We start from the raw sequence: 21,198 nt of genomic DNA on the forward strand, positions 1-21,198 counted from the left end.
GTCCGGCTACAGCGGGCGGCTAAAAAGATAGCCCTGCATATGGCTGACGCCGTGCCTGACCAGCCATGCCGCCTGCTCGCCGGTCTCCACGCCTTCGGCGACGGTTTTCAAATTCAGCTTCTTCGCCAGATGAAGCACCGCGTCCAGCACCGGCGAGTTCAGGGTTTGCGTGCCGATGCTCTGCACAAAACCGCGATCGATCTTGATGTAGTCGAAAGGGTATTTTTCCAGGTAGATCAGTGCGCTGTGGCCGGTGCCAAAATCGTCTATCGCAATCTGGATATCGTTCTGGTGCAGCCAGGCGAAAACCTCGCCGGCATTTTTATCGCGCACCATGGTGCGTTCGGTCACTTCAAATACATAGTTAAAGTGGTTATCCGGCATGGCGGCGATCCAGCGCTTTACGTCCTGCTGAAAACTCTCCGACGCCAGATGCAGCGGCGAAAGGTTCAGGCTCATATGGGTACCGGCGGGCACGTAGGGATTGAGCCGGTGCGCGTCGCGCGCCACCAGCTCGAACAGATGCCGCGTCAGCGGAATGATCAGGTTCAGCGACTCCGCGTAGCTGATAAACATATCTGGCGGGATCATGCCTTCGCTGGGATGGTTCCAGCGCAGCAGCGCTTCCAGCCCGTAGGCGCGTCCGCTAAGGGTGCTGATCAGCGGCTGATATTCAACGTGGAACTCGCCGCGCTTAATGCCCAGCAGGATCTCTTTGCCGGGGCGCTGGTTCATTGACAGCAGCAGCCAGCAGCCGCCGCCGACCAGCAGCGACAGCAGAATGCCGCTCAGCACGATCATATGCACGTCGCGCATCGACACCGTGTCGCCGTAGAGAACAAACTCTAGCGGATAGCCGTCGAGCGCCAGCTGCATCAGCGGCTGCGGCGGCAGGTCACTTTTCGCGATGGTGGTCGGCCGCCAGCTGGCGAGCGCGCTGTTTTGCGCCACCAGCGCCATGCCGGAGATTTCCGGATGGTAAGAGGCCAGCAGCTGATAAGGCGTCAGGTTAAGGTTGATGGTGGCGAGCACGCCGGACTGCACGCTTTGCGGATTACGCAGCCAGAGCGCGAAAACTGGCTTGCCGGGCTGCAGCGGGGTGCCGCTCAGCAGGCGAAGATCGCGATCGCGGCTGAGATCGGTCTGGTCGGAAATGGCGCTGAGCGGCAGGCGGAACGCCCCGGTCGCCGAGGAGCAAAAGGCGTAGCTCTCGCGCACCAGCAGAATGGCGCGCAGATCGCCGGCAAAGGCGGCGCGCGAGGTCAGCTCCTGGCTGATGGCGTGACAGTCGAAACGGCTAAAAGAGAGAAGGGGATTCAAGGTATGGGTGACCAGCGTATCCAGCGACTGCTGGAGGGCGTTGCGGCTGTCATGCAGCAGCTGCTGATGCTGGTGCTGCCGCTTATGCCAGATAAAGGTCAGCAAAATCAGGGTAAACAGAATAAAGAACAGGCTACCGAAAATCGCGCTGCTCCAGGCGATGCGGCGAGGGTAGGTGGCCTGGCGCATCAGCGCCCTGGACAATGGCATGAAGTGCTTTCCCCTTGTCTTATCTTTTATTATTGACTGTGCACGACTGCTCTCTGGCGAAGGTCATGAGAATATAACGAGATGGCAGGAAATGTCTCGTTATTCTTCTGATAAACAGTCACTTTTCCGGGATTACTATGCAGTTATCCTGAACAAGGGCGAAAAAAAACGCTGCCGAAGCAGCGTTCTGTTTTCTCTGGCTGAGAAACGATCGAAGGTCAGGAATCAGCTGGGATTACGGCTTAATACCCGACGGCCTTCGCGGTAGCGTTTTTTCCAGTAGCTGTCGTTCAGACTGGAGATCATCACGCCACTGCTGGTAGAGGCGTGAACGAAGTTATCGTTGCCGAGATAAATCCCCACGTGACGACCGGTAGAACCGGCGCGGAACAGCACCAGATCGCCGGGACGCAGCTTGCCGCGTGAAATTTCGCTGCCGGTATCCTGCTGTTCAGAGGTTGAACGCGGCAGTTCTAAACCGAACTGATCGCGAAAAGTGCGCTGAACAAAAGCTGAACAGTCGATGCCGCGTTTGGTGTCGCCGCCGAGGCGGTAACGTACGCCTTTCCAGTCGGCGTATTGCTCCATGATGCGGGACTTAACATCCACGCTCCGCACCATCTCTTCGAATTCATCCTGAGACGCCTGAAGTAAAAAACCATTCTGGTTGTTAACTTCATGATTCTCGTTTTTTGCGTGTTGACCGGTACTGCTGCATGCCGAGAGGAGTGTTGCCAGCGCCACTGCAGGCACAATCCGCCAGATATATCTCAGTATTGGTTGAGACTTGACCATTGTTCGTATATTCCTTCGATGTCCTTACGACAGAATGTCGCCAGCCAGATGACAAAACGGATTGAGATTAATAAGCGCTGCTCGCTAAGACAATTCCTTAATTACTAAAATGTGTTAATGAACACGTTTTTGTATAAAAAGGAGCCGAATTTTCTGCTGCTATACCCTCAACGCATTGGAGGTTAACCGATTCCAGACGCCGTGGCGAGTGGTTTTACGTAAATTCTAATAGCTTTTTTTGATGTGAAATCAGTCTGTAACAGAGTGGTTACTTTATCCGCAATTTTGGAAAATTATCCTTAAAATAAGGACATCAAATGGGGTCAATTCCTGGAGTAGGCGGCTTTTTAGGAGCTTTAGCGCTGGACAGGGTGGGGAAAGGGGCTGTTGTCAGCAGAAAACATCATAATATTTTCTATATATCGCAACATGGTTAGCTTGCTAATAATACTGGCGGGATTTTATTAAGCGCGGAGAGATAAGAATATAGCCATTCTTCACTCCGCGCTTATCAATACATTTGCGCTTTAATTACCTGCCGCTATTCAGGCTTATATTTGCCGGGCAGCTTGCGGTAAAAGAAGCTGACAATTGCGTCGCTCAGCGGTGTCAGCAGCACCCAGCTCAGTGCGACCAGCAGCACCGAAAGGGAGCCGACGGCGATATCGGTAAACCAGTGCGCGCCCGCCATGACGCGCGGCAGGGCGAAAACGATCACGATAGCCACGCCGGTGAGAAAGGCGCGGAAGCCGAAATAGCGCCACATAAAACAGGCGAAAATCATCAGCATCATGCCATGATCGCCAGGGAAGCTGTTGGTGGAGGCGTCCTTGGCCGGGATACCGGTCAGCTCGCTGACGCGATGCACGTTGTCGAAAAACAGCGTCGGACTTTTATGCTGCACCGGCAGCAGGTGGCCGAGCTGGTTAACGATCACCGCGCTGAGCAGCATAGCAGTGCCAATGGCCAGCATGCGACGACGGCCCGGCGGCGTTTCGCGCCGCCAGTAGAAGAGATAGAGCGCGCCCATCGCCAGCAGCGACACCAGATCGAAGCCGCGGAAGTTGGTAATCGCCACCAGCAGAGCGAAGCCGGGGTGATCGACCATCAGGTTATTGAAGCTGAAAAAGATCCCTTTATCGATGGCTGCCCAGAAACCGTGATCGGGCGGCAGATACCAGGAGAGAAACAGAACAACGCCAAGCGCGTTGAGCAGCAGAATTGTGACAAAACGAGTTGCGCGCATCGTATTCACTCAAAAAAAATTAACGGCAGAAACTAACCTGGTCAGTTTAAACGAAGCCTCAACAGCTGGGACTGCAAACGATTCCAGTCCACGGGCTGCGAATGGATGAGCTCAATGCGACTGTCGGGCGCGTCGGCGCTCAGCGTTTCGACCTGCACATCGCCGCCCTGACCGTTCAGGCGCAGCGTGCCGTCCGGCGTGCGCACTACCCCTTTAATACGCTCAACCGTCGCAAGACGCGCCCACGCCAGCAGCGCGGCGGCGTCGAAAAGCGTCGCGCCGTCAAAGATCCAGCCGCAGGCGACGTAGCCTTGGCCTTCATTGAGCGCCCGACGCCAGCGCGTCCCGCCATCGAGGCGCAGCGCGGCGAGGCCGCTATCGCGTTGACGGTGAGCATGATGATGCGCAGGCTGCGGCAGCGTTTGACGGTTTGTGCGCGGCAGATCGAGCAGCGCCGCCTCTACCGCGCCGAAGCGGGTTTCGATAAAGGGACGGCCATTAAGCATCGCTTCCTGCCACTGCTGCAGGCGCTGGCGATCGCTTTCGTCCCAGCGGTCGCTCTTGTTGCCGATAATCACGTCGGCCGCTGCCAGCTGATCGCGAAAGTTTTCGTTGGTCGTCACGCGCGCATCGGCGAGCTGGCGCGCGTCGAGCAGCGTCAGGGTGGCGTTAAGCTGCAAATGCGGCTGATAAACCGGTGCGCTCAGCATCTCCAGCAGCTGGCGCGGATGGCCCAGCCCGGTGGGTTCGATCAGCAGACGATGCGGCCGGCTCTGCTTCAGCAGCATATTCAGCCCCACCTGCATCGGCAGGCCGTTGACGCAGCACATGCAGCCGCCGGGGATCTCCTTTAACGCCGCACCGCTGTCGCGCAGCAGCGCGCCGTCGATACCGATTTCACCGAACTCATTAACCAGAATCGCCCAGTTCTCCTGCGCCGGCTTGCCCGCCAGCAGATGGCGCAGCAGGGTGGTTTTGCCGCTGCCGAGAAAGCCGGTGATAAGATTTACGCGCGTCATGCTGCTGCCTCCTTAAACGAGAATGGCCGCGAAAGCGGCCATAATGTTACTTTATAACATAAGCAGTGCCGGTTAGTCAGCGCGGCTCATATAGCGGCGTTCAGCGATATGAATACGGATGCGATCGCCGTTGCTCAGGTATTCCGGCACCTGAATGCTCAGTCCGGTGCTCATGCCGGCGGGTTTGGTGCGCGCGCTGGCGGAGGCGCCTTTGATGCCTGGAGCGGTATCAACGATCTCCATATCCACCGTCTGCGGCAGTTCAAGCGCCAGCACCTGGCCATCCATCGTCAGCACCTGAATGCCGGGAATGCCGCCTTCGGGAATAAACAGCAGCTCTTCTTCAATCTGATCTTTCTTGAACGAGTAGGGCGTGTAGTCCTCGTCATCCATAAAGACATATTCGTCGCCGTCAATATAAGAGAAGGTGACGCTGCGACGGCTGAGCTGGATGACGTCCAGAATATCATCACCTTTAAAACGCTCTTCCACCTTCAGCCCGGTGCGGATATCGGTAAAGCGCATTTTATACAGCGTCACGGCGCCGCGCGCGCTCGGGCTCTGAATATCGATATCCTTAACCAGCAGCAGTTTGCCGTTCCAGCTCACCGCCATCCCTTTTTTGATCTCATTTGCTCTTGGCATTGCAACTCTCGCTTAAAGAAGAACTCTGATGCGCGCCACGTTACTCGCGCCGGGGTAAACAGGCAATATGGCGCCGGAAAAAATGCGCGCGATGACGCAGAGATGGCGTTCGGGTGCGGGGGCTGCTATTGTCTCGGCTCAACTCTCGCTGGAGCGCATCATGCAATGCCGTAGTCAGTGCGGCGCCTGCTGTACCGCGCCGTCGATCTCCTCGCCGATCCCCGGCATGCCTCAGGGCAAACCCGCCAATACCCCTTGCGTTCAGCTTGACGCCGATCTGCGCTGCAAACTGTTCGGCTCGCCGCTGCGGCCCGCCGTCTGTGCCGGTTTACAGCCGTCGCGCGAGATGTGCGGCACCACGCGCCATGACGCTATGGTCTATCTGCTGCAGCTGGAAGCGGACACCGCACCCTCATCGCGCTGACGCTGCTGACGCAGGCAGGGCCTCCTGACATGCTGTTACAGCACGGCGTTCAGCGCCCTGAGGATATTCTTACTCTCTCAGTTATGAAGTGTGCGTAACGTCAAAAATCTGCTACGCATTTTACGCATTTTCTTGCATGGCCTGGTGCGCTGTACCAGACTCCTTGAAACGTTTCAGCGGGGCAGGCCCGCGCTCTGCGCAGCGTCGCCGCGCTTTAAACGGCCATCAGGCTGAAACGATTCAATTTCAGTAAGCGAGGAGAAATATGTTCCAGCTCGAATTGCAGGCCATCCACACCGGAGCCAGTGCACAAAACAAAGAAGAGGCGATCCGTCAGGTCGCGGCGGCGCTGACCGCAGCGGGCAACGTGGCGGAAGGCTACGTCGACGGCATGCTGGCGCGTGAGCAGCAGACCTCAACTTTTCTGGGCAACGGCATCGCTATCCCGCACGGCACCACCGATACGCGCGACCTGGTGCAGAAAACCGGCGTGCAGGTGTTTCAGTTTCCGCAGGGCGTCGCCTGGGGCGAAGATCAGACCGCGTTTGTCGCGATCGGTATCGCAGCGAAATCTGACGAGCACCTGGCGCTGCTGCGTCAGCTGACGCACGTGCTGAGCGACGACAGCGTCGCTGAACAGCTGAAAACCGCCTCGGCGGAAGATCTGCGCGCGCTGCTGATGGGCGAAAAACAGGCGGCCGAATTCAGTTTCGACACCTCGCTGATTACCTTAGACGTCGCCGCCAGCGACCTGATGACGCTGCAGGCGCTGAATGCCGGCCGTCTGCAGGCCGCGGGCGCGGTAGACGCCAGCTTTGTCGCCGACGTGGTGGCCGCGACGCCGCTGAGTCTGGGACAGGGCATCTGGCTGAGCGACAGCAGCCGCGGCAACCTGCGCAGCGCGGTCGCGGTCAGCCGCGCCGCCACGCCGGGTGAACATCAGGGCGAAAAAGTAGCGCTGCTGGTGACGGTATCCGCCGTCGACGAGCGACCGATGGAGGTGCTGAGCTATCTCAGCACGCTGCTGCTGAACGGCAAGGCGGATCGCCTGCTGAAGGCGGACGCGGCGGGCGTCTACGCGCTGCTGACCAGCGAAGTGGACGAGCAGGCCGAGGTGCTGAGCGCAGAGTTCACCATTCGCAACGAGCACGGGCTGCACGCCCGTCCCGGCACGGCGCTGGTCAGCGTCATCAAACAGTTTAACAGCGATATTACCGTCACTAACCTCGACGGCAGCGGCAAGCCAGCCAACGGCCGTAGCCTGATGAAAGTGGTGGCGCTGGGCGTGAAGAAGGGCCATCGCCTGCGCTTTACCGCCAGCGGCGAAGATGCGCAGCAGGCGCTGAACGCCATAGAAGAGGCGATTAATTCGGGGCTGGGCGAGGGAGTAGCATGAGCAGACGCGTCGCAACTATTACGCTAAACCCCGCCTACGACCTGGTGGGCTTCGTTCCAGAGATCGAGCGCGGCGAGGTTAACCTGGTAAAAACCACCGGCCTGCATGCGGCCGGCAAAGGCATTAACGTGGCGAAGGTGCTGAAAGATCTCGGCATCGACGTTACGGTGGGCGGCTTCCTTGGCAAAGAGAATCAGGACGGCTTTCAGCAGCTGTTCAGCGAGCTGGGCATCGCCAACCGTTTCCAGGTGGTACCGGGCCGCACGCGCATTAACGTCAAGCTCACCGAGCAGAACAACGACGTAACCGATCTTAACTTCTCCGGCTTTGACGTAAGCCAGCAGGACTGGGATCGCTTCACCAGCGATTCCCTGACCTGGCTCGGCCAGTTCGACATGGTGTGCGTCAGCGGCAGCCTGCCGTCGGGCGTGCAGCCGGAAGCCTTTACCCGCTGGATGAGCGACCTGCGCACCCACTGCCCCTGCATTATTTTCGACAGCAGCCGCGAAGCGCTGGTGGCGGGCCTGAAGGCCGCGCCCTGGCTGGTGAAGCCAAACCGTCGCGAGCTGGAGATCTGGGCCGGACGTACGCTGCCGACGCTGCAGGATGTGATTGGCGCGGCGCATGAGCTGCGCGAGCAGGGCATCGCCCATGTCGTAATTTCGCTGGGCGCGGAGGGCGCGCTCTGGGTCAACGCCTCAGGCGAATGGATCGCCAGACCGCCGGTGTGCGAAGTGGTCAGCACCGTGGGGGCGGGGGACTCGATGGTCGGCGGCCTGATTTACGGCCTGCTGATGCGCGAATCCAGTGAACACACGCTGCGTCTTGCGACGGCGGTGGCGGCGATGGCCGTTAGCCAGAGCAACGTTGGCGTAACCGATCGTACCCAGTTGGCCGCGATGATGGCGCGCGTCGACTTACAACCCGTTAACTGACAGCAGGAGAGCGATAATGAAAACGCTGCTGATAAAAGATCCTTCAACTGGCCAGGCCTCGGCCTGGATGGCGCAACAGCGTCTGGCTGCCGCTGCGGCGCAGGCTGGCTTTACCCTTACCGATAATCCGGCGGAAGCGGAGCTGGCGATCGTCCTCGGCCACGCGCTGCCGAACGACGCCGCCCTGAACGGCAAATCTGTCTGGCTGGGCGATGTACAGCAGGCGGTACGTGCGCCTGAGCAGTTCCTCGCGCAGGTGAAAGCGGAAGCGAAACCCTGGCAGCCAGCCGCGGTCGAGGCTGCACCTGCCGCCGCGCAGGCCAGCGCGCAAAAACGTATCGTTGCGGTTACCGCCTGTCCCACCGGCGTAGCGCACACCTTTATGGCTGCCGAGGCGATCCAGGCAGAGGCGACCAAACGCGGCTGGTGGGTGAAAGTGGAAACCCGCGGCTCCGTTGGCGCAGGCAATGCGATTACCCCGGAAGAGGTGGCGGCTGCCGATCTGGTGATCGTGGCGGCGGATATTGAGGTTGACCTGGCGAAGTTCGCCGGTAAGCCGATGTACCGCACCTCAACCGGTCTGGCGCTGAAGAAAACCGCGCAGGAGCTGGATAAGGCGGTGGCTGAAGCCCGGCCTTACAAAGCTGCTGGCGGCCAGAGCGGCGAGCCGCAGGACGAGAAAAAAGAGAAAGCGGGCGCGTACCGTCACCTGTTGACCGGCGTCTCCTATATGCTGCCGATGGTGGTGGCGGGCGGTCTGAGCATTGCGCTCTCCTTCGCCTTCGGCATTACCGCCTTTAAAGAGCCGGGCACCCTGGCGGCGGCGCTGATGCAGATCGGTGGCGGCAGCGCCTTTGCGCTGATGGTGCCGGTGCTGGCGGGCTTTATTGCGTTCTCAATTGCCGATCGTCCGGGCCTGACGCCGGGCCTGATTGGCGGCATGATCGCCACCAGCATTAACGCTGGCTTTCTCGGCGGCATTATCGCCGGTTTTATCGCCGGCTATGCGGCGAAGCTGATCAGCGGCAAGCTTAAGCTGCCGCAGAGTATGGAAGCGCTGAAGCCTATTTTGATTATCCCGCTGGTTGCCAGCCTGATCACCGGCCTGCTGATGATCTACGTGGTGGGTAAACCGGTCGCCGCTATTATGACCGGCCTGACCGCCTGGCTGTCGAATATGGGCACGGCAAATGCGGTGCTGCTGGGCGCAATCCTGGGCGGCATGATGTGTACCGATATGGGCGGCCCGGTGAATAAAGTGGCATACGCCTTCGGCGTCGGCCTGCTGAGTTCGCAGACCTACGCGCCGATGGCGGCGATTATGGCGGCGGGCATGGTGCCACCGCTGGCGATGGGCGTTGCGACGCTGGTGGCGCGCCGTAAGTTCAATAAAGGTCAGCAGGAGGGAGGCAAAGCGGCGCTGGTGCTGGGTCTCTGCTTTATCTCCGAGGGGGCGATTCCGTTTGCGGCGCGCGACCCGATGCGCGTGCTGCCGTGCTGTATCGTCGGTGGCGCACTGACCGGCGCTATCTCTATGTATATCGGCGCGAAGCTGATGGCGCCGCACGGCGGCCTGTTCGTACTGCTTATTCCTGGCGCGATTACGCCGGTGCTGGGCTACCTGGTATCGATTATCGTCGGCACGGCGGTGGCGGGCCTGGGTTACGCCATCCTGAAACGCCCGGAAGAGGAGCTAGCGAAAGCCTGATCCTTGGTGCGGGGCGTCTGCAGACTCCCTACAGCGGCTGAGTAGTTTATAAAGCAGGTGACAGGGACCGAAGAGCAAAGCGTCCCGCGACAAGGATGTCGCGGGCCGAGCTGGCAGGGATGCCGTTTTTTGCGTCTTTGCGATCGGGCCCTGTCACCTGCGATGAGCACAGCATTAACAACGATAAGGGAGCCATGTGGCTCCCTCTTTTAGTTTTTCTGCTCTGCTTTCAGCCAGGCGATCTCATCTTTCCAGATATCCGGATTAATGGTCTCCAGAATCAGCGGGATACCATCAAAGCGCGCATCCTTCATCAGCCAGCTAAAGGCCGTTTTGCCGATATTGCCTTCGCCCAGGCTGTGGTGACGATCGACCCGGCTGCCGAAGGCGCTCTTGGCGTCGTTAAGGTGCATGCCGCGCAGATACTGGAAGCCGACGATGCGCTCGAACTCGGCGAAGGTCTCTTCGCACGCCGCTTCGGTACGCAGATCGTAGCCGCCGGCAAAGGCATGGCAGGTATCAATACAGACGCCGACGCGGGATTTATCCTCAACGTGCTCGATAATCGTCGCCAGATGTTCAAAGCGGAAGCCAAGGTTACTGCCCTGACCGGCGGTGTTCTCAATCACCGCCACCACCTGTGACGTTTTATCCAGCGCGATATTGACCGACTCGGCGATGCGCTTCAGGCACGCCTCTTCCTCGATCTGACTCAGATGGCTGCCCGGATGGAAGTTGAGCAGCGTTAGGCCCAGCTGCTCGGCGCGCTGCATCTCGTCGATAAAGGCGGCGCGCGACTTTTCCAGCGCATCCATAACTGGATGACCAAGGTTAATCAGAAAGCTGTCGTGCGGCAGGATCTGATGCGGGCCAAAGTGGTATTTCTCGCAGGCGGATTTGAACGCGTCGATGGTGGCGCCTGAAAGCGGCGCCGCCTTCCACTGCCGCTGATTTTTGGTAAACAGGGCAAACGCGGTCGCTTCCAGTTCATGGGCACGAATCACTGCCTGCTCTACGCCGCCAGCCGCGCTGACGTGGGCGCCGATATATTTCATGCCGCTTCTCCTGAAAAGGCCGACTAAAAAGAAGCCCGCATCATACCTGATGCGCCAGACCCATGAAATGCTGCGTCAGCAGATTGATGGCGCCGCCGCCGACGATCAGCCAGATAAAGACCATCAGCCCCAGCAGCAGCGGTTTTGCGCCTGCCTGACGCAGCGCGCCGAAGCGCGTGGTAAGGCCGAGCGCCGCCATCGCCATCGCCAGCAGCAGGTTAGCGACCTGATTAATCGAGGCGACCCAGGCGGCCGGCAGCAGATGCAGCGAGTTAAACAGCGCCACGCCGATAAAGCCGAGCGCGAACCAGGGGAAGGCGATGCCCCGGCGCGCCGGCTGCTGCGGCGCGCGGCGCAGCCAGCCGCTCAGGCAGAGCAGAAAGGGCGCCAGCATCATGACGCGCAGCATTTTCGCGATCACCGCGCTGTTCTCCGCCTCTGGGCCTACCGCATGACCGGCCGCCACCACCTGCGCCACCTCATGGATGGTGGAGCCGGTAAAGATGCCGTACTGCGCCATGCTCAGCGCCGGGAAATAGCGCTGTGCCAGCAGCCAGAGCGGGGGATAGATCAGGATCGCCAGGGTGCCGAACAGCACCACGGTCGCCACCGCCACCGCGACCTTCGACGGCGAGGCCTTTACCACCGGCTCGGTGGCGAGCACCGCCGCCGCGCCGCAGATGCTGCTGCCCGCGCCGATTAGCCAGACCGTTTCGCGGTCGAGCTTCAGCAGCCTGATGCCCAGCAGGCAGGTAATAAAGAAGGTGGAGCTCAGCGTCAGCAGGTCGATCAGCACGCCGCTCAGGCCAACCTCGGCGATCTGCTGCAGCGTAATGCGAAAGCCGAACAGAATAATGCCGAGGCGCAGCAGTTTCTGCTTCGCCAGCAGCACGCCCGCGTCGCACGGAGCGGCTACGGAAGGGTAAAGGGTGTTGCCGACCAGAATGCCGAGCATAATCGCCAGCGTCAGCGCGCCGAGGCCCAGTTCAGCAACCTGCGGGCGCTGCGCCAGCCAGGCCGCGCCGCCGGCAATGGCGGCGGTCAGCAGCAAACCCGGAAAACGGTGTTGAATAAAATCGGGAAGTCGGGGAAAACTTAGCTCTGCCATCATCTGCTCCTTAGGTTCAGGCAAAGCATGCGCCGCGCTGGCTTAAAAGTGAAATTGATAATATATTTATAATTAACCAGATAAAACGATAAGGCCGAAAGATGTTATTTGGACGTTTACGCCGCTGGGCCGCCCTGATTAAAAAGGATGTGCTGACGCTGTGGTTCGCCTGCCGCGACCCGCGCACGCCCTGGTGGTTCAAGCTGCTGGCATTTGGGCTGGTTGCCTATGCGCTTAGCCCCATCGATCTGATCCCCGACTTCATCCCCATCATCGGCCTGCTGGACGATGCGATAATCATTCCGCTCGGCGTGCTGATCCTGCTGCGCCTGCTGCCGCGCGACGTGCGTATCAGCAGCGCGGAGCGCGCTGAAGTACAGCGCGCGCGCGGCAAGAAGGTGGTCAGCGGCTTTGGCCTGGTGCTGATGGTGCTGATCTGGCTGGGAGTGCTCTACTACCTCATTCAGCGCTACGCAATGTAAGGAGACCCCATGCATATCACGCTGCGGCAGATAGAAGTGTTTACCGAAGTGCTGAAAAGCGGCTCGACCACGCAGGCCTCGCAGGTGCTGGCGCTTTCGCAGTCGGCGGTGAGCGCTGCGCTGGCGGATCTGGAAGGCCAGCTGGGCGTACAGCTGTTCGACCGGGTCGGCAAGCGGCTGGTGCTGAACGAACACGGCCGCCTGCTCTATCCGCGCGCCATCGGCCTGCTGGAGCAGGCGGGCGAAATCGAACAGCTATTTAAAGAGGACAACGGTGCCATCCGTATCTACGCCAGCAGCACCATCGGCAACTATCTGCTGCCGGGTATGATCGCCGCCTATCGCCGCGACTTTCCCGGCCTGCCGCTGGAGCTGAGCGTCGGCAACAGCCAGGATGTTATCAACGCGGTGGCGGATTTCCGCGTCGACGTCGGCCTGATTGAAGGGCCGTGCCATATGACTGAACTGGTGAGCGATGCCTGGCTGGAGGATGAGCTGGTGGTGTTCGCCGCGCCCGATGCGGAGATTGCGCGCCAGCCGGTGACGCTGGAGAGCCTCGGCAACGCCCCGTGGATCCTGCGCGAGCGCGGCTCCGGCACGCGCGAAATCGTCGACTATCTGCTGCTCTCGCACCTGCCCGCTTTTCAGCTCGGCATGGAGCTGGGCAATTCCGAGGCGATCAAGCATGCGGTGCGGCACAATATGGGCATCAGCTGCCTGTCGCGGCGCGTCATCGCCGATCTGCTGGAGGCGGGCACCCTGGTCGAGCTGACGATTCCGCTGCCGCGCCTGACGCGCACTCTGTACCGTATTCATCATCGCCAGAAGCACCTTTCCCGGGCGCTTGACCGCTTTCTCTCCTACTGCCGCGAGTAGCTGCAAAAGGTTTTTGCTTATAATTCAGCTGCAATTATGAAGGTAACTAATAACAGGGCACCAGTGCTATACAGGGCAGGGTGAATTGCTACAATCGCGCCTCATTTTTAGCGAGCCTAGTGTTTACACATGCATAAAGACACAAATACAACACAACAACCTGCGTTACGACGCGAGTTAAAGGCGCGTCACCTGACGATGATCGCCATCGGCGGATCGATCGGCACCGGCCTGTTCGTTGCCTCCGGCGCCACCATTTCCCAGGCGGGGCCGGGCGGTGCGCTGCTCTCCTACGCGCTGATTGGCCTGATGGTCTACTTCCTGATGACCAGCCTCGGCGAGCTGGCCGCCTTTATGCCGGTTTCCGGCTCCTTCGCCACCTACGGCGCAAAATATGTAGAAGAGGGCTTTGGTTTCGCCCTCGGCTGGAACTACTGGTACAACTGGGCGGTGACCATCGCCGTGGATCTCGTTGCCTCGCAGCTGGTGATGAACTACTGGTTTCCCGATACGCCCGGCTGGATCTGGAGCGCGCTGTTCCTCTGCCTGATGTTCCTGCTTAACTTTATTTCAGTAAAAGGCTTTGGTGAAGCGGAGTACTGGTTCTCGCTGATCAAGGTGGCGACCGTGATTATCTTTATCGTGGTTGGCGTCCTGATGATCCTCGGTATTCTGCGCGGCGGCGAGCACGCCGGCTGGCATAACTGGCAGGTCGGCGACGCGCCGTTCGCCGGCGGATTCGCGGCGATGATAGGCGTGGCGATGATCGTCGGCTTCTCTTTCCAGGGCACCGAGCTGATCGGTATCGCGGCGGGCGAGTCGGAAGATCCGGCGAAAAACATTCCGCGCGCGGTGCGCCAGGTGTTCTGGCGTATCCTGCTGTTCTATATCTTCGCGATTCTGATTATCAGCCTGATCCTGCCCTATACCGATCCGCAGCTGCTGCACAACGACGTCACCGACATCAGCGTCAGCCCCTTTACCCTGGTGTTCCAGCATGCTGGCCTGCTTTCAGCGGCGGCGGTGATGAACGCGGTGATCCTGACGTCGGTGCTGTCGGCGGGCAACTCCGGTATGTACGCCTCGACGCGCATGCTCTATAACCTGGCGAGTGAAGGCAAAGCGCCGCGCATTTTCGCCAGGCTGTCAAAAGGCGGCGTGCCGCGCAACGCGCTGCTGGCGACGACCGTGGTGGCGGGGCTCTGCTTTCTCACCTCGAAGTTCGGCAATCAGGAAGTCTATCTCTGGCTGCTGAATACCTCGGGCATGACCGGCTTTATTGCCTGGCTGGGCATCGCCATCAGCCACTATCGCTTCCGTCGCGGCTATATCAGGCAGGGCCACAGCCTGGACGACCTGCCGTACCGCTCGGGCTTTTTCCCGGTCGGCCCGATTTTCGCCTTCGTGCTCTGCCTGATCATCACGCTGGGCCAGAACTATCAGGCGTTCCTCAACGACAGCATCGACTGGTACGGCGTTGCCGCCACCTATATCGGTCTGCCGCTGTTTTTGCTGATCTGGATGGGCTACAAGCTGACGCGCGGCACCCGCTTCGTGAAGTACAGCGATATGGAATTCCCGACGCATAAAGAGTGAAGCTCACCTTCGGGATAACAGTAAGCGCGGCCAGGCCGCGCTTTTTTCGTTAAGGAGCCGTTTTGTTAGGTTGAAGAATTGATAATTATTATCATCTGCTCTATTGTGGCAGCGTTTTCGACCGAACCTTTAACACAGGCTTTTTATGACGGACTCAACTCTGCCCGCGCAGGGCGCTATGGGCCGCTATCATCAGGTATTGCGCCGCCGCATGCTGATGATCGCCGTGCTGGTGCTGGCAATTATCGCCTCGCTGGTACTGGACTTTACCCTTGGCCCGGCCGGCCTTTCGCTGCCGACCCTCTGGCAATCGCTGCTTCATCCCGCCACGGTTGACGCCGGCACGCGCGTCATCGTCTGGGATATCCGTTTACCCTACGCGCTGATGGCGGTGGTGGTCGGCTTTTGCCTCGGACTGGGGGGCGCCGAGATGCAAACCATCCTCAATAACCCGCTGGCCAGCCCCTTTACCCTCGGCGTCTCTTCAGCGGCGGCTTTCGGCGCGGCGCTGGCGATTATTCTCGGCATCGGCATTCCCGGCGTGCCGGATCAGTGGCTGATTTCCGCCAACGCCTTTGTGTTCGCGCTGTTCGCCGCCCTGATGCTCGACGGCGTGACGCGCTGGACGCGGGTCTCTACCTCGGGCGTGGTGCTGTTCGGCATCGCGCTGGTCTTCACCTTTAACGCGCTGGTATCAATGATGCAGTTTATCGCCAGCGAAGATACCCTGCAGGGGCTGGTGTTCTGGACCATGGGTAGCCTGGCGCGTGCCTCCTGGGAGAAGCTTGGCGTGCTGAGCGCCGCCTTTGCGCTGCTGCTGCCGTTTTCGCTGCTCAGCAGCTGGAAGCTGACCGCGCTGCGCCTCGGCGAAGATCGTGCCGTGAGCTTCGGCATCGACGTGCGTCGCCTGCGCCTGGCAACGCTGCTGCGCATCAGTATTCTTTCCGCGCTGGCGGTCGCCTTTGTCGGACCAATCGGCTTTATCGGACTGGTGGCACCGCATATCGCCCGCATGATCTTCGGCGAAGATCACCGCTACTATCTGCCCGCCAGCGCACTGACCGGCGCGCTGGTGCTCTCAATGGCGTCGGTCGCCTCAAAGAACCTCATTCCCGGCGTGATTATTCCGGTGGGTATCGTCACCTCGCTGGTGGGCGTGCCCTTTTTCCTGAGCATTATTCTGCGTCACCGGGGGAATGTATGAGTCAGGGGCTGAGGTTAAAACATTTCACGGCAGGCTACCCCAAACGCAAGGTGATTGAGGATCTCAGCGTGGCGCTTCTGCCGCGCGGCAAGATCACCGTGCTGCTGGGGCCGAACGGCTGCGGCAAGTCGACGCTGCTGCGCGCGCTGGCCGGGCTGAACAAAGGGCAGGGTGAACTGTGGCTTAACGACGAAGAGCTGATGCAGCAGCCGTTCGCGCGCCGCGCCCAGCGCGTGGTCTATCTGCCGCAGACGCTGCCGGCGGGGGTGCATCTGCACGTGCTGGAGTCGATTATCGTGGCGCAGCGCGCGTCCGGCGGCCTGCATAATGCCGCCAGCGAAGCGGAAGTGATGTATCTGCTGGAGCAGCTCGGCATTTCACATCTGGCGATGCGCTATCTCGATCAGCTGTCAGGCGGACAGAAACAGCTGGTCGGCCTGGCGCAGTCGCTGATCCGCCGCCCGGAGCTGCTGCTGCTGGATGAGCCGCTGAGCGCGCTGGACCTGAACTACCAGTTTCACGTGATGGATCTGGTGCGCCGCGAAACCGCCCAGCGCAATATCGTTACCGTGGTGGTGGTACACGATATCAATATCGCCCTACGCCATGCGCACCATGCGCTGATGCTGAAAGAGGGTGCGCTGATAGCGGATGGCGTGCCGGAGCAGGTGATTACGCCGGAAACGCTGGCGCAGGTATATGGCGTGAAAGGACGTATCGAACACTGCTCGCAGGGAATGCCGCAGGTGATGATTGACGGGCTGGTCGGCGCGGAGCTGGTTTAAACCGCGTGTGCGCATTACCTGTCGCTGCACAACTTGCCAAACGTTCAGGGCCGCGATGCGGCCCTGAACGACCTACACCAGTAAGTGCTGCGCATGGAAGCGCAGATGATCCTCGACGAAGGTCGCAATAAAGTAGTAGCTGTGGTCATAGCCCGGCTGCACGCGCAGCGTCAGCGGGAATCCCACCTCTTTTGCCACCACATCCAGCCGCTCTGGCTGAAGCTGATCCGCCAGGAACTGATCGCTGTCGCCCTGATCGATCAGGATCGGCAGGCGCGACTGCACCTCGCGCATCAGCGCACAGCTGTCATACTCGCGCCACGCGGCACGATCGTCACCCAGATAGGCGCTGAACGCTTTCTGCCCCCAGGGCACCTCGCTGGGATTGACGATGGGCGCAAAGGCCGACGCCGACGCAAAGCGGTTGCCGAGACGCAGCGCCAGCATCAGCGCGCCATGGCCGCCCATCGAATGCCCCATAACCGACTGCCGCTCGCTGATATTGAAGTTATCGGCGATCAGCGCCGGCAGCTCCTGGCTCAGGTAGTCGAACATGCGGTAGTGCGCCGACCAGGGCGCCTGGGTCGCGTTAAGGTAAAACCCTGCGCCCTGGCCGAGATCGTAGGCGTCGTCGTTGGCGACCGCCTCGCCGCGCGGGCTGGTGTCCGGCATAATCAACACCAGACCCAGCTCCGCCGCGACGCGCTGCGCGCCAGCTTTGGTGCTGAAGTTCTCATCCGTGCAGGTCAGGCCTGCCAGAAACCACACCGCGGGCGGCGGCGTGTCGCCTTTTGGATTGGGCAAAAAAATGCTGAAGGTCATCGGGCAGTTGAGCGCGGCTGACTGATGTCGCCAGCGTTGCTGCCAGCCGCCGAACATCCTGTGTTCTTCCAGCAGTTCCAGCGTGGATGCCATATCGCCTCCCGATTACTTGTTGAAGTGCACCACCGAACGGATCGACTTCCCTTCATGCATCAGATCGAAGGCCTCGTTAATCTCCTCCAGCGGCATGGTATGGGTAATAAAGTCGTTCAGGGCGAATTTGCCGTCCAGATAATCCTGCACGATACCCGGCAGCTGTGAGCGGCCCTTCACGCCGCCGAAGGCGGAACCGCGCCAGACGCGACCGGTCACCAGCTGGAACGGACGGGTTGAGATCTCTTCGCCCGCGCCGGCCACGCCGATAATCACCGATTCGCCCCAGCCTTTATGGCAGCACTCCAGCGCGGAACGCATGACGTTGACGTTGCCGATGCATTCAAAAGAGTAATCCACACCGCCGTCGGTCATCTCAACGATCACTTCCTGGATCGGTTTCTCATAATCTTTCGGGTTCACCAGGTCGGTCGCACCCAGCTTGCGCGCCAGGTCAAATTTACTGGTGTTGATATCGATACCGATAATGCGTCCCGCTTTTGCCATTTTCGCGCCGATAATCGCCGACAGGCCGATGCCGCCGAGGCCGAAAATCGCCACGGTATCGCCTTCTTTAACTTTGGCGGTGTTCATTACCGCGCCCATGCCGGTGGTAACGCCGCAGCCCAGCAGACACACTTCCTCCAGCGGCGCCTCTTTGCTGATTTTCGCCAGCGAGATTTCCGGCACCACGGTGTACTCGGAGAAGGTTGAGGTGCCCATGTAGTGGAAAATCGGCTTGCCGTCCTTAAAGAAACGCGTGGTGCCGTCCGGCATCAGGCCTTTGCCCTGGGTGGTGCGGATCGCCTGGCAGAGGTTGGTTTTGCCCGACAGGCAGAATTTGCACTTGCCGCACTCGGGCGTGTAGAGCGGGATCACGTGATCGCCGACTTCGACGCTGGTTACGCCTTCGCCAACCGCTTCCACTACGCCGCCGCCTTCATGGCCGAGGATCGCCGGGAATACGCCTTCCGGATCTTTGCCCGACAGGGTATAGGCATCGGTATGGCACACGCCGGTGGCGACGATACGCACCAGCACTTCACCTTTCTGCGGCGGCATCAGATCCACTTCTTCGATTTTCAGCGGTTCGCCAGCGGCCCAGGCAACGGCGGCGCGGGTTTTAATCATGTTCATGCAATCCCTCTTGCGGTCAGATGGGGACGCGCCGGTCTGGTCGCGTCCGTAGGTCGTGATATCAATAAAAATAGCGCGTAATCAGCAATTACTCTGCGACCTGCAGCGGATGCAGCAGCTGGTCATCCTGCGGCCGGTCGTCAAACATATCAATAATCAAGTACTTAAGCGCTTCTACGTTGGGGGTAAAGGCGTCGCGGCGCCACATCAGCCAGGTGGCGGTGTCGCGCCAGGCGGCCGGCAGCTGATGCGCCTGCACGCGGGCGCGCTCAGGCATCTGCTTCAGCACCGATTCAGGGATCATCGCCACGCCCGCACCGCCCGCCACGCAGGCCATCATCGCGTGGTAGGACTGGATCTCCATCACGCTGCCGGGCGCGATGCCGCTGTCGCGGTACCAGGCTTCGAGCTTCACGCGATAGGAGCAGCTATTGCGAAAGGCGAACAGGGTGTCGTTTTGCACGTCGCGCGCGTTCCTGACCGGCAGATGATCGAGGCTGGTGATCAGCGTCAGGGTTTCGCGGAAGGCGATGCAGCCGTTGAGATCGTCATAGGGCGCCGGGCCGTCGACCAGCGCGGCGGCCAGCGTGCCTTCACGCACCTTGTCGATAATCTCGCCGGAGGTACTGGTGATCAGCGACAGCGACACTTTCGGAAAGCGCTGATGATAGGCCGCCAGCAGGGCAGGCAGACGCGTCGCGGCGGTGCTCTCCATCGAGCCGAGCGCGAAGTTGCCGGCCGGTTCGCCCGCGCGCGCCATGCTCAGCGCCTCGTCGCTCAGCGCCAGAATGCGCTGCGCGTAATTAAGAAAGTTGTGGCCCATCGGCGACAGCCGAATGCGCTGTTTCTCGCGTATAAACAGATCGACGCCCATCTCCTCTTCCAGCTGCCGCAGCCGCGTGGTGAGGTTGGAGGGGACGCGATGAAGTTGTTCCGCAGCGCGCGCCAGCGAACCGGTTTCGGCCACGGAACAGAACATGCGTAGCTGGACAAGATCCATATATTCTCTTCTCGTAAACAACTTGATGTGAATTATTCAGTTTTCGTGAGTTTAATAAGCTGGCATGTTATAAGCAAGTGATAATAAGAGGGCAGGAGTAGGGAAATGGCTTTTCGCGTGGCGCTCAGCGCCTTTCTGGCGCTGGTGGTGGTGATGGGCATCGGACGTTTCGCCTTTACGCCGCAGGTGCCGCTAATGATACACGACGGCCAGCTGACGCTGACCAGCGCCAGTCTGGTGGCGGCGCTCAACTATCTTGGCTATCTCTGCGGCTCTTTTGATGCGATGCGCGCGCGGCGTCGCGTCGAGCTGCGTTTGCAGCTGGGCGTCTGGGGCGCGGTGATCCTGACGCTGCTCTCCGCCTGCGTCACCGGCCCCTGGCTGCACGGCGCGGTGCGCTTTCTGATCGGCTGGGCGAGCGGCGTGGCGCTGGTGCTGGTGGCCGCCTGGAGCAGCGAGCAGCTGCATCACTACGGCCGTCCCGGCCTGTCGGCGGCGGTATTCGCCGGGCCGGGGGCGGGCATCTTTATCAGCGGCCTGCTGGCGGTGCAGCTGCACGCCTCGCAGGCTTCCGCCTCGCTGGCCTGGGCCGCCTACGGCCTGCTGGCGCTGCTGATTATCGCCGCTATCGCGCGCAATTTGCCGCGCCGCGTCGGCGATCTGCACCGTCCCGATCGGGCGCCGGATCCGCTGGTGCTGACCCCAGACCTGCGACGGCTGGTGCTGAGCTATAGCCTGGCGGGCTTCGGCTATATCCTGCCCGCCACCTTTCTGTCGCAGATGGCGGCGGCGCGCTTTCCCGACGGCGCCTTTGCCCAGCTGGTCTGGCCGATCTTCGGCGGCGCGGCGATAGTTGGCATCGCGCTGGGGATCCTGACGCGCCACCTCGCCAGCAACAACCGGCGGCTGGCCTTTGTGCTCTGGGCGCAGGCGCTGGGCGTGGCGGCGGCCGCGGCGCTGCCGGGCTTTAGCGGCCTGCTGATCGGCGCGCTGCTGGTGGGCGGCGGCTTTCTCTGCGTGGTACAGCTGGCGCTGGCCTACGCGCGCGAGCTGGCGCCGCAGCATACGCGCTATATGGCGGGGCTGCTGACCACCGGCTACGCCGTCGGGCAGCTGGTGGGGCCGGTGCTGTCGTCGCTCTCGACCGCGCTGCTGCATCAGCTGGCGCCCGCGCTGTGGATCGCCGGGCTGGGCCTGGCGGCGGCCGGGCTGCTGGTCTGGCGACGCGCGCAATGAAAAGCTTTCATCACCGATTGGATTGATTACTGGATTACCCCTGCGGAAAGCTTCACAATACGCGCTCAGAATTGAACCCGCCGGTCTCTCCGGCGGGCGTTACACC

At 60.6% G+C, this 21,198-nt stretch carries 20 protein-coding genes; 10 read left to right on the top strand and 10 right to left on the bottom strand.

What is annotated here, in order from left to right; translation table 11 throughout:
- Positions 1 to 6 precede the first annotated feature (6 nt).
- From LB453_RS08875 to yeiP, 5 genes are all read right to left on the bottom strand, one after another.
- Positions 7 to 1,530, bottom strand: coding sequence for a cyclic di-GMP phosphodiesterase (locus LB453_RS08875; RefSeq protein WP_224481692.1), 1,524 nt, complete (start codon positions 1,528 to 1,530; stop codon positions 7 to 9).
- A gap of 225 nt (positions 1,531 to 1,755) precedes the next feature.
- Positions 1,756 to 2,325: a bifunctional murein DD-endopeptidase/murein LD-carboxypeptidase gene (gene mepS, locus LB453_RS08880; RefSeq protein ID WP_065426286.1), complete on the bottom strand. Its 570-nt coding sequence runs from the start codon at positions 2,323 to 2,325 to the stop codon at positions 1,756 to 1,758.
- Positions 2,326 to 2,866: 541 nt separating this feature from the next.
- Positions 2,867 to 3,571: a phosphatase PAP2 family protein gene (locus LB453_RS08885; RefSeq protein WP_103794121.1), complete on the bottom strand. Its 705-nt coding sequence runs from the start codon at positions 3,569 to 3,571 to the stop codon at positions 2,867 to 2,869.
- Positions 3,572 to 3,612: 41 nt separating this feature from the next.
- A complete protein-coding gene (locus tag LB453_RS08890; RefSeq protein ID WP_103794120.1) occupies positions 3,613 to 4,590 on the bottom strand; it encodes a CobW family GTP-binding protein in 978 nt (325 codons plus the stop codon).
- A gap of 72 nt (positions 4,591 to 4,662) precedes the next feature.
- The gene (gene yeiP / locus LB453_RS08895; protein ID WP_103794119.1) at positions 4,663 to 5,235 is read right to left on the bottom strand and encodes an elongation factor P-like protein YeiP; all 573 of its coding nucleotides are present in this window, start codon (positions 5,233 to 5,235) and stop codon (positions 4,663 to 4,665) included.
- 160 nt (positions 5,236 to 5,395) lie between these two features.
- Here yeiP and LB453_RS08900 point away from each other — a divergent pair, with 160 nt between their 5' ends.
- The 4 genes from LB453_RS08900 to fruA all read left to right on the top strand — a co-directional run bounded on the left by LB453_RS08900 (position 5,396) and on the right by fruA (position 9,698).
- Entirely contained in the window at positions 5,396 to 5,659 is a 264-nt protein-coding gene (locus LB453_RS08900; protein WP_103794437.1) for a YkgJ family cysteine cluster protein, read from the top strand.
- A 265-nt stretch (positions 5,660 to 5,924) separates the two neighbouring features.
- Complete coding sequence (gene fruB, locus LB453_RS08905) at positions 5,925 to 7,055, top strand: fused PTS fructose transporter subunit IIA/HPr protein (RefSeq protein WP_103794118.1); 1,131 nt, start codon at positions 5,925 to 5,927, stop codon at positions 7,053 to 7,055.
- On the top strand, positions 7,052 to 7,990 hold the full coding sequence (gene fruK / locus LB453_RS08910; protein ID WP_224481693.1) for a 1-phosphofructokinase: 939 nt from the start codon (positions 7,052 to 7,054) through the stop codon (positions 7,988 to 7,990). The genes fruB and fruK overlap by 4 nt, the downstream gene beginning before the upstream one ends.
- Before the next feature lie 16 nt (positions 7,991 to 8,006).
- Positions 8,007 to 9,698, top strand: a complete 1,692-nt coding sequence (gene fruA / locus LB453_RS08915; protein WP_224481694.1) for a PTS fructose transporter subunit IIBC — start codon at positions 8,007 to 8,009, stop codon at positions 9,696 to 9,698.
- 209 nt (positions 9,699 to 9,907) lie between these two features.
- Here the strand turns inward: fruA and nfo are convergent, their stop codons facing one another.
- Both nfo and LB453_RS08925 read right to left on the bottom strand, forming a co-directional pair.
- Complete coding sequence (gene nfo / locus LB453_RS08920) at positions 9,908 to 10,753, bottom strand: deoxyribonuclease IV (protein ID WP_103794115.1); 846 nt, start codon at positions 10,751 to 10,753, stop codon at positions 9,908 to 9,910.
- A 40-nt stretch (positions 10,754 to 10,793) separates the two neighbouring features.
- Complete coding sequence (locus tag LB453_RS08925) at positions 10,794 to 11,861, bottom strand: YeiH family protein (protein ID WP_103794114.1); 1,068 nt, start codon at positions 11,859 to 11,861, stop codon at positions 10,794 to 10,796.
- 101 nt (positions 11,862 to 11,962) lie between these two features.
- On the opposite strand from LB453_RS08925, the gene LB453_RS08930 reads away from it, so the two are divergent.
- The 5 genes from LB453_RS08930 to LB453_RS08950 all read left to right on the top strand — a co-directional run bounded on the left by LB453_RS08930 (position 11,963) and on the right by LB453_RS08950 (position 16,804).
- A complete protein-coding gene (locus LB453_RS08930) occupies positions 11,963 to 12,343 on the top strand; it encodes a YkvA family protein (protein ID WP_103794113.1) in 381 nt (126 codons plus the stop codon).
- Positions 12,344 to 12,352: 9 nt separating this feature from the next.
- Complete coding sequence (gene yieE, locus LB453_RS08935) at positions 12,353 to 13,219, top strand: DNA-binding transcriptional regulator YeiE (RefSeq protein WP_103794112.1); 867 nt, start codon at positions 12,353 to 12,355, stop codon at positions 13,217 to 13,219.
- Positions 13,220 to 13,348: 129 nt separating this feature from the next.
- Positions 13,349 to 14,815: an amino acid permease gene (locus LB453_RS08940; protein WP_103794111.1), complete on the top strand. Its 1,467-nt coding sequence runs from the start codon at positions 13,349 to 13,351 to the stop codon at positions 14,813 to 14,815.
- Between the two features lie 145 nt (positions 14,816 to 14,960).
- A complete protein-coding gene (locus tag LB453_RS08945) occupies positions 14,961 to 16,019 on the top strand; it encodes a FecCD family ABC transporter permease (RefSeq protein ID WP_103794110.1) in 1,059 nt (352 codons plus the stop codon).
- Complete coding sequence (locus LB453_RS08950) at positions 16,016 to 16,804, top strand: ABC transporter ATP-binding protein (protein ID WP_103794109.1); 789 nt, start codon at positions 16,016 to 16,018, stop codon at positions 16,802 to 16,804. The genes LB453_RS08945 and LB453_RS08950 overlap by 4 nt, the downstream gene beginning before the upstream one ends.
- Positions 16,805 to 16,876: 72 nt before the next feature.
- Here LB453_RS08950 and fghA read toward each other — a convergent pair whose 3' ends face one another.
- The 3 genes from fghA to ptrR form a co-directional block, all read right to left on the bottom strand.
- On the bottom strand, positions 16,877 to 17,719 hold the full coding sequence (gene fghA, locus LB453_RS08955) for an S-formylglutathione hydrolase (protein ID WP_103794108.1): 843 nt from the start codon (positions 17,717 to 17,719) through the stop codon (positions 16,877 to 16,879).
- A 12-nt stretch (positions 17,720 to 17,731) separates the two neighbouring features.
- A complete protein-coding gene (locus tag LB453_RS08960; RefSeq protein WP_103794107.1) occupies positions 17,732 to 18,856 on the bottom strand; it encodes an S-(hydroxymethyl)glutathione dehydrogenase/class III alcohol dehydrogenase in 1,125 nt (374 codons plus the stop codon).
- An 88-nt stretch (positions 18,857 to 18,944) separates the two neighbouring features.
- On the bottom strand, positions 18,945 to 19,856 hold the full coding sequence (gene ptrR / locus LB453_RS08965; protein ID WP_103794106.1) for a putrescine utilization regulator PtrR: 912 nt from the start codon (positions 19,854 to 19,856) through the stop codon (positions 18,945 to 18,947).
- Positions 19,857 to 19,961: 105 nt separating this feature from the next.
- Between ptrR and LB453_RS08970 the strand changes: the two genes are divergently transcribed.
- Entirely contained in the window at positions 19,962 to 21,092 is a 1,131-nt protein-coding gene (locus tag LB453_RS08970; protein WP_103794105.1) for a YbfB/YjiJ family MFS transporter, read from the top strand.
- Positions 21,093 to 21,198 lie beyond the last annotated feature (106 nt).

The sequence above is a fragment of the Pantoea agglomerans genome, from assembly GCF_020149765.1.
GTDB lineage: Bacteria > Pseudomonadota > Gammaproteobacteria > Enterobacterales > Enterobacteriaceae > Pantoea > Pantoea alvi.

Excerpts from the sequence above, each read along its gene's own strand:
- LB453_RS08900 (WP_103794437.1), top strand. The coding sequence starts at position 5,396 with ATGCAATGCCGTAGTCAGTGCGGCGCCTGCTGTACCGCGCCGTCGATC.
- ptrR (WP_103794106.1), bottom strand. The coding sequence starts at position 19,856 with ATGGATCTTGTCCAGCTACGCATGTTCTGTTCCGTGGCCGAAACCGGT.
- LB453_RS08885 (WP_103794121.1), bottom strand. The coding sequence starts at position 3,571 with ATGCGCGCAACTCGTTTTGTCACAATTCTGCTGCTCAACGCGCTTGGC.
- LB453_RS08940 (WP_103794111.1), top strand. The coding sequence starts at position 13,349 with ATGCATAAAGACACAAATACAACACAACAACCTGCGTTACGACGCGAG.
- LB453_RS08950 (WP_103794109.1), top strand. The coding sequence starts at position 16,016 with ATGAGTCAGGGGCTGAGGTTAAAACATTTCACGGCAGGCTACCCCAAA.
- yeiP (WP_103794119.1), bottom strand. The coding sequence starts at position 5,235 with ATGCCAAGAGCAAATGAGATCAAAAAAGGGATGGCGGTGAGCTGGAAC.
- LB453_RS08960 (WP_103794107.1), bottom strand. The coding sequence starts at position 18,856 with ATGAACATGATTAAAACCCGCGCCGCCGTTGCCTGGGCCGCTGGCGAA.
- LB453_RS08925 (WP_103794114.1), bottom strand. The coding sequence starts at position 11,861 with ATGGCAGAGCTAAGTTTTCCCCGACTTCCCGATTTTATTCAACACCGT.
- fruK (WP_224481693.1), top strand. The coding sequence starts at position 7,052 with ATGAGCAGACGCGTCGCAACTATTACGCTAAACCCCGCCTACGACCTG.
- LB453_RS08875 (WP_224481692.1), bottom strand. The coding sequence starts at position 1,530 with ATGCCATTGTCCAGGGCGCTGATGCGCCAGGCCACCTACCCTCGCCGC.
- LB453_RS08930 (WP_103794113.1), top strand. The coding sequence starts at position 11,963 with ATGTTATTTGGACGTTTACGCCGCTGGGCCGCCCTGATTAAAAAGGAT.
- LB453_RS08970 (WP_103794105.1), top strand. The coding sequence starts at position 19,962 with ATGGCTTTTCGCGTGGCGCTCAGCGCCTTTCTGGCGCTGGTGGTGGTG.
- fruB (WP_103794118.1), top strand. The coding sequence starts at position 5,925 with ATGTTCCAGCTCGAATTGCAGGCCATCCACACCGGAGCCAGTGCACAA.
- LB453_RS08945 (WP_103794110.1), top strand. The coding sequence starts at position 14,961 with ATGACGGACTCAACTCTGCCCGCGCAGGGCGCTATGGGCCGCTATCAT.
- LB453_RS08890 (WP_103794120.1), bottom strand. The coding sequence starts at position 4,590 with ATGACGCGCGTAAATCTTATCACCGGCTTTCTCGGCAGCGGCAAAACC.
- fruA (WP_224481694.1), top strand. The coding sequence starts at position 8,007 with ATGAAAACGCTGCTGATAAAAGATCCTTCAACTGGCCAGGCCTCGGCC.
- fghA (WP_103794108.1), bottom strand. The coding sequence starts at position 17,719 with ATGGCATCCACGCTGGAACTGCTGGAAGAACACAGGATGTTCGGCGGC.
- mepS (WP_065426286.1), bottom strand. The coding sequence starts at position 2,325 with ATGGTCAAGTCTCAACCAATACTGAGATATATCTGGCGGATTGTGCCT.
- yieE (WP_103794112.1), top strand. The coding sequence starts at position 12,353 with ATGCATATCACGCTGCGGCAGATAGAAGTGTTTACCGAAGTGCTGAAA.
- nfo (WP_103794115.1), bottom strand. The coding sequence starts at position 10,753 with ATGAAATATATCGGCGCCCACGTCAGCGCGGCTGGCGGCGTAGAGCAG.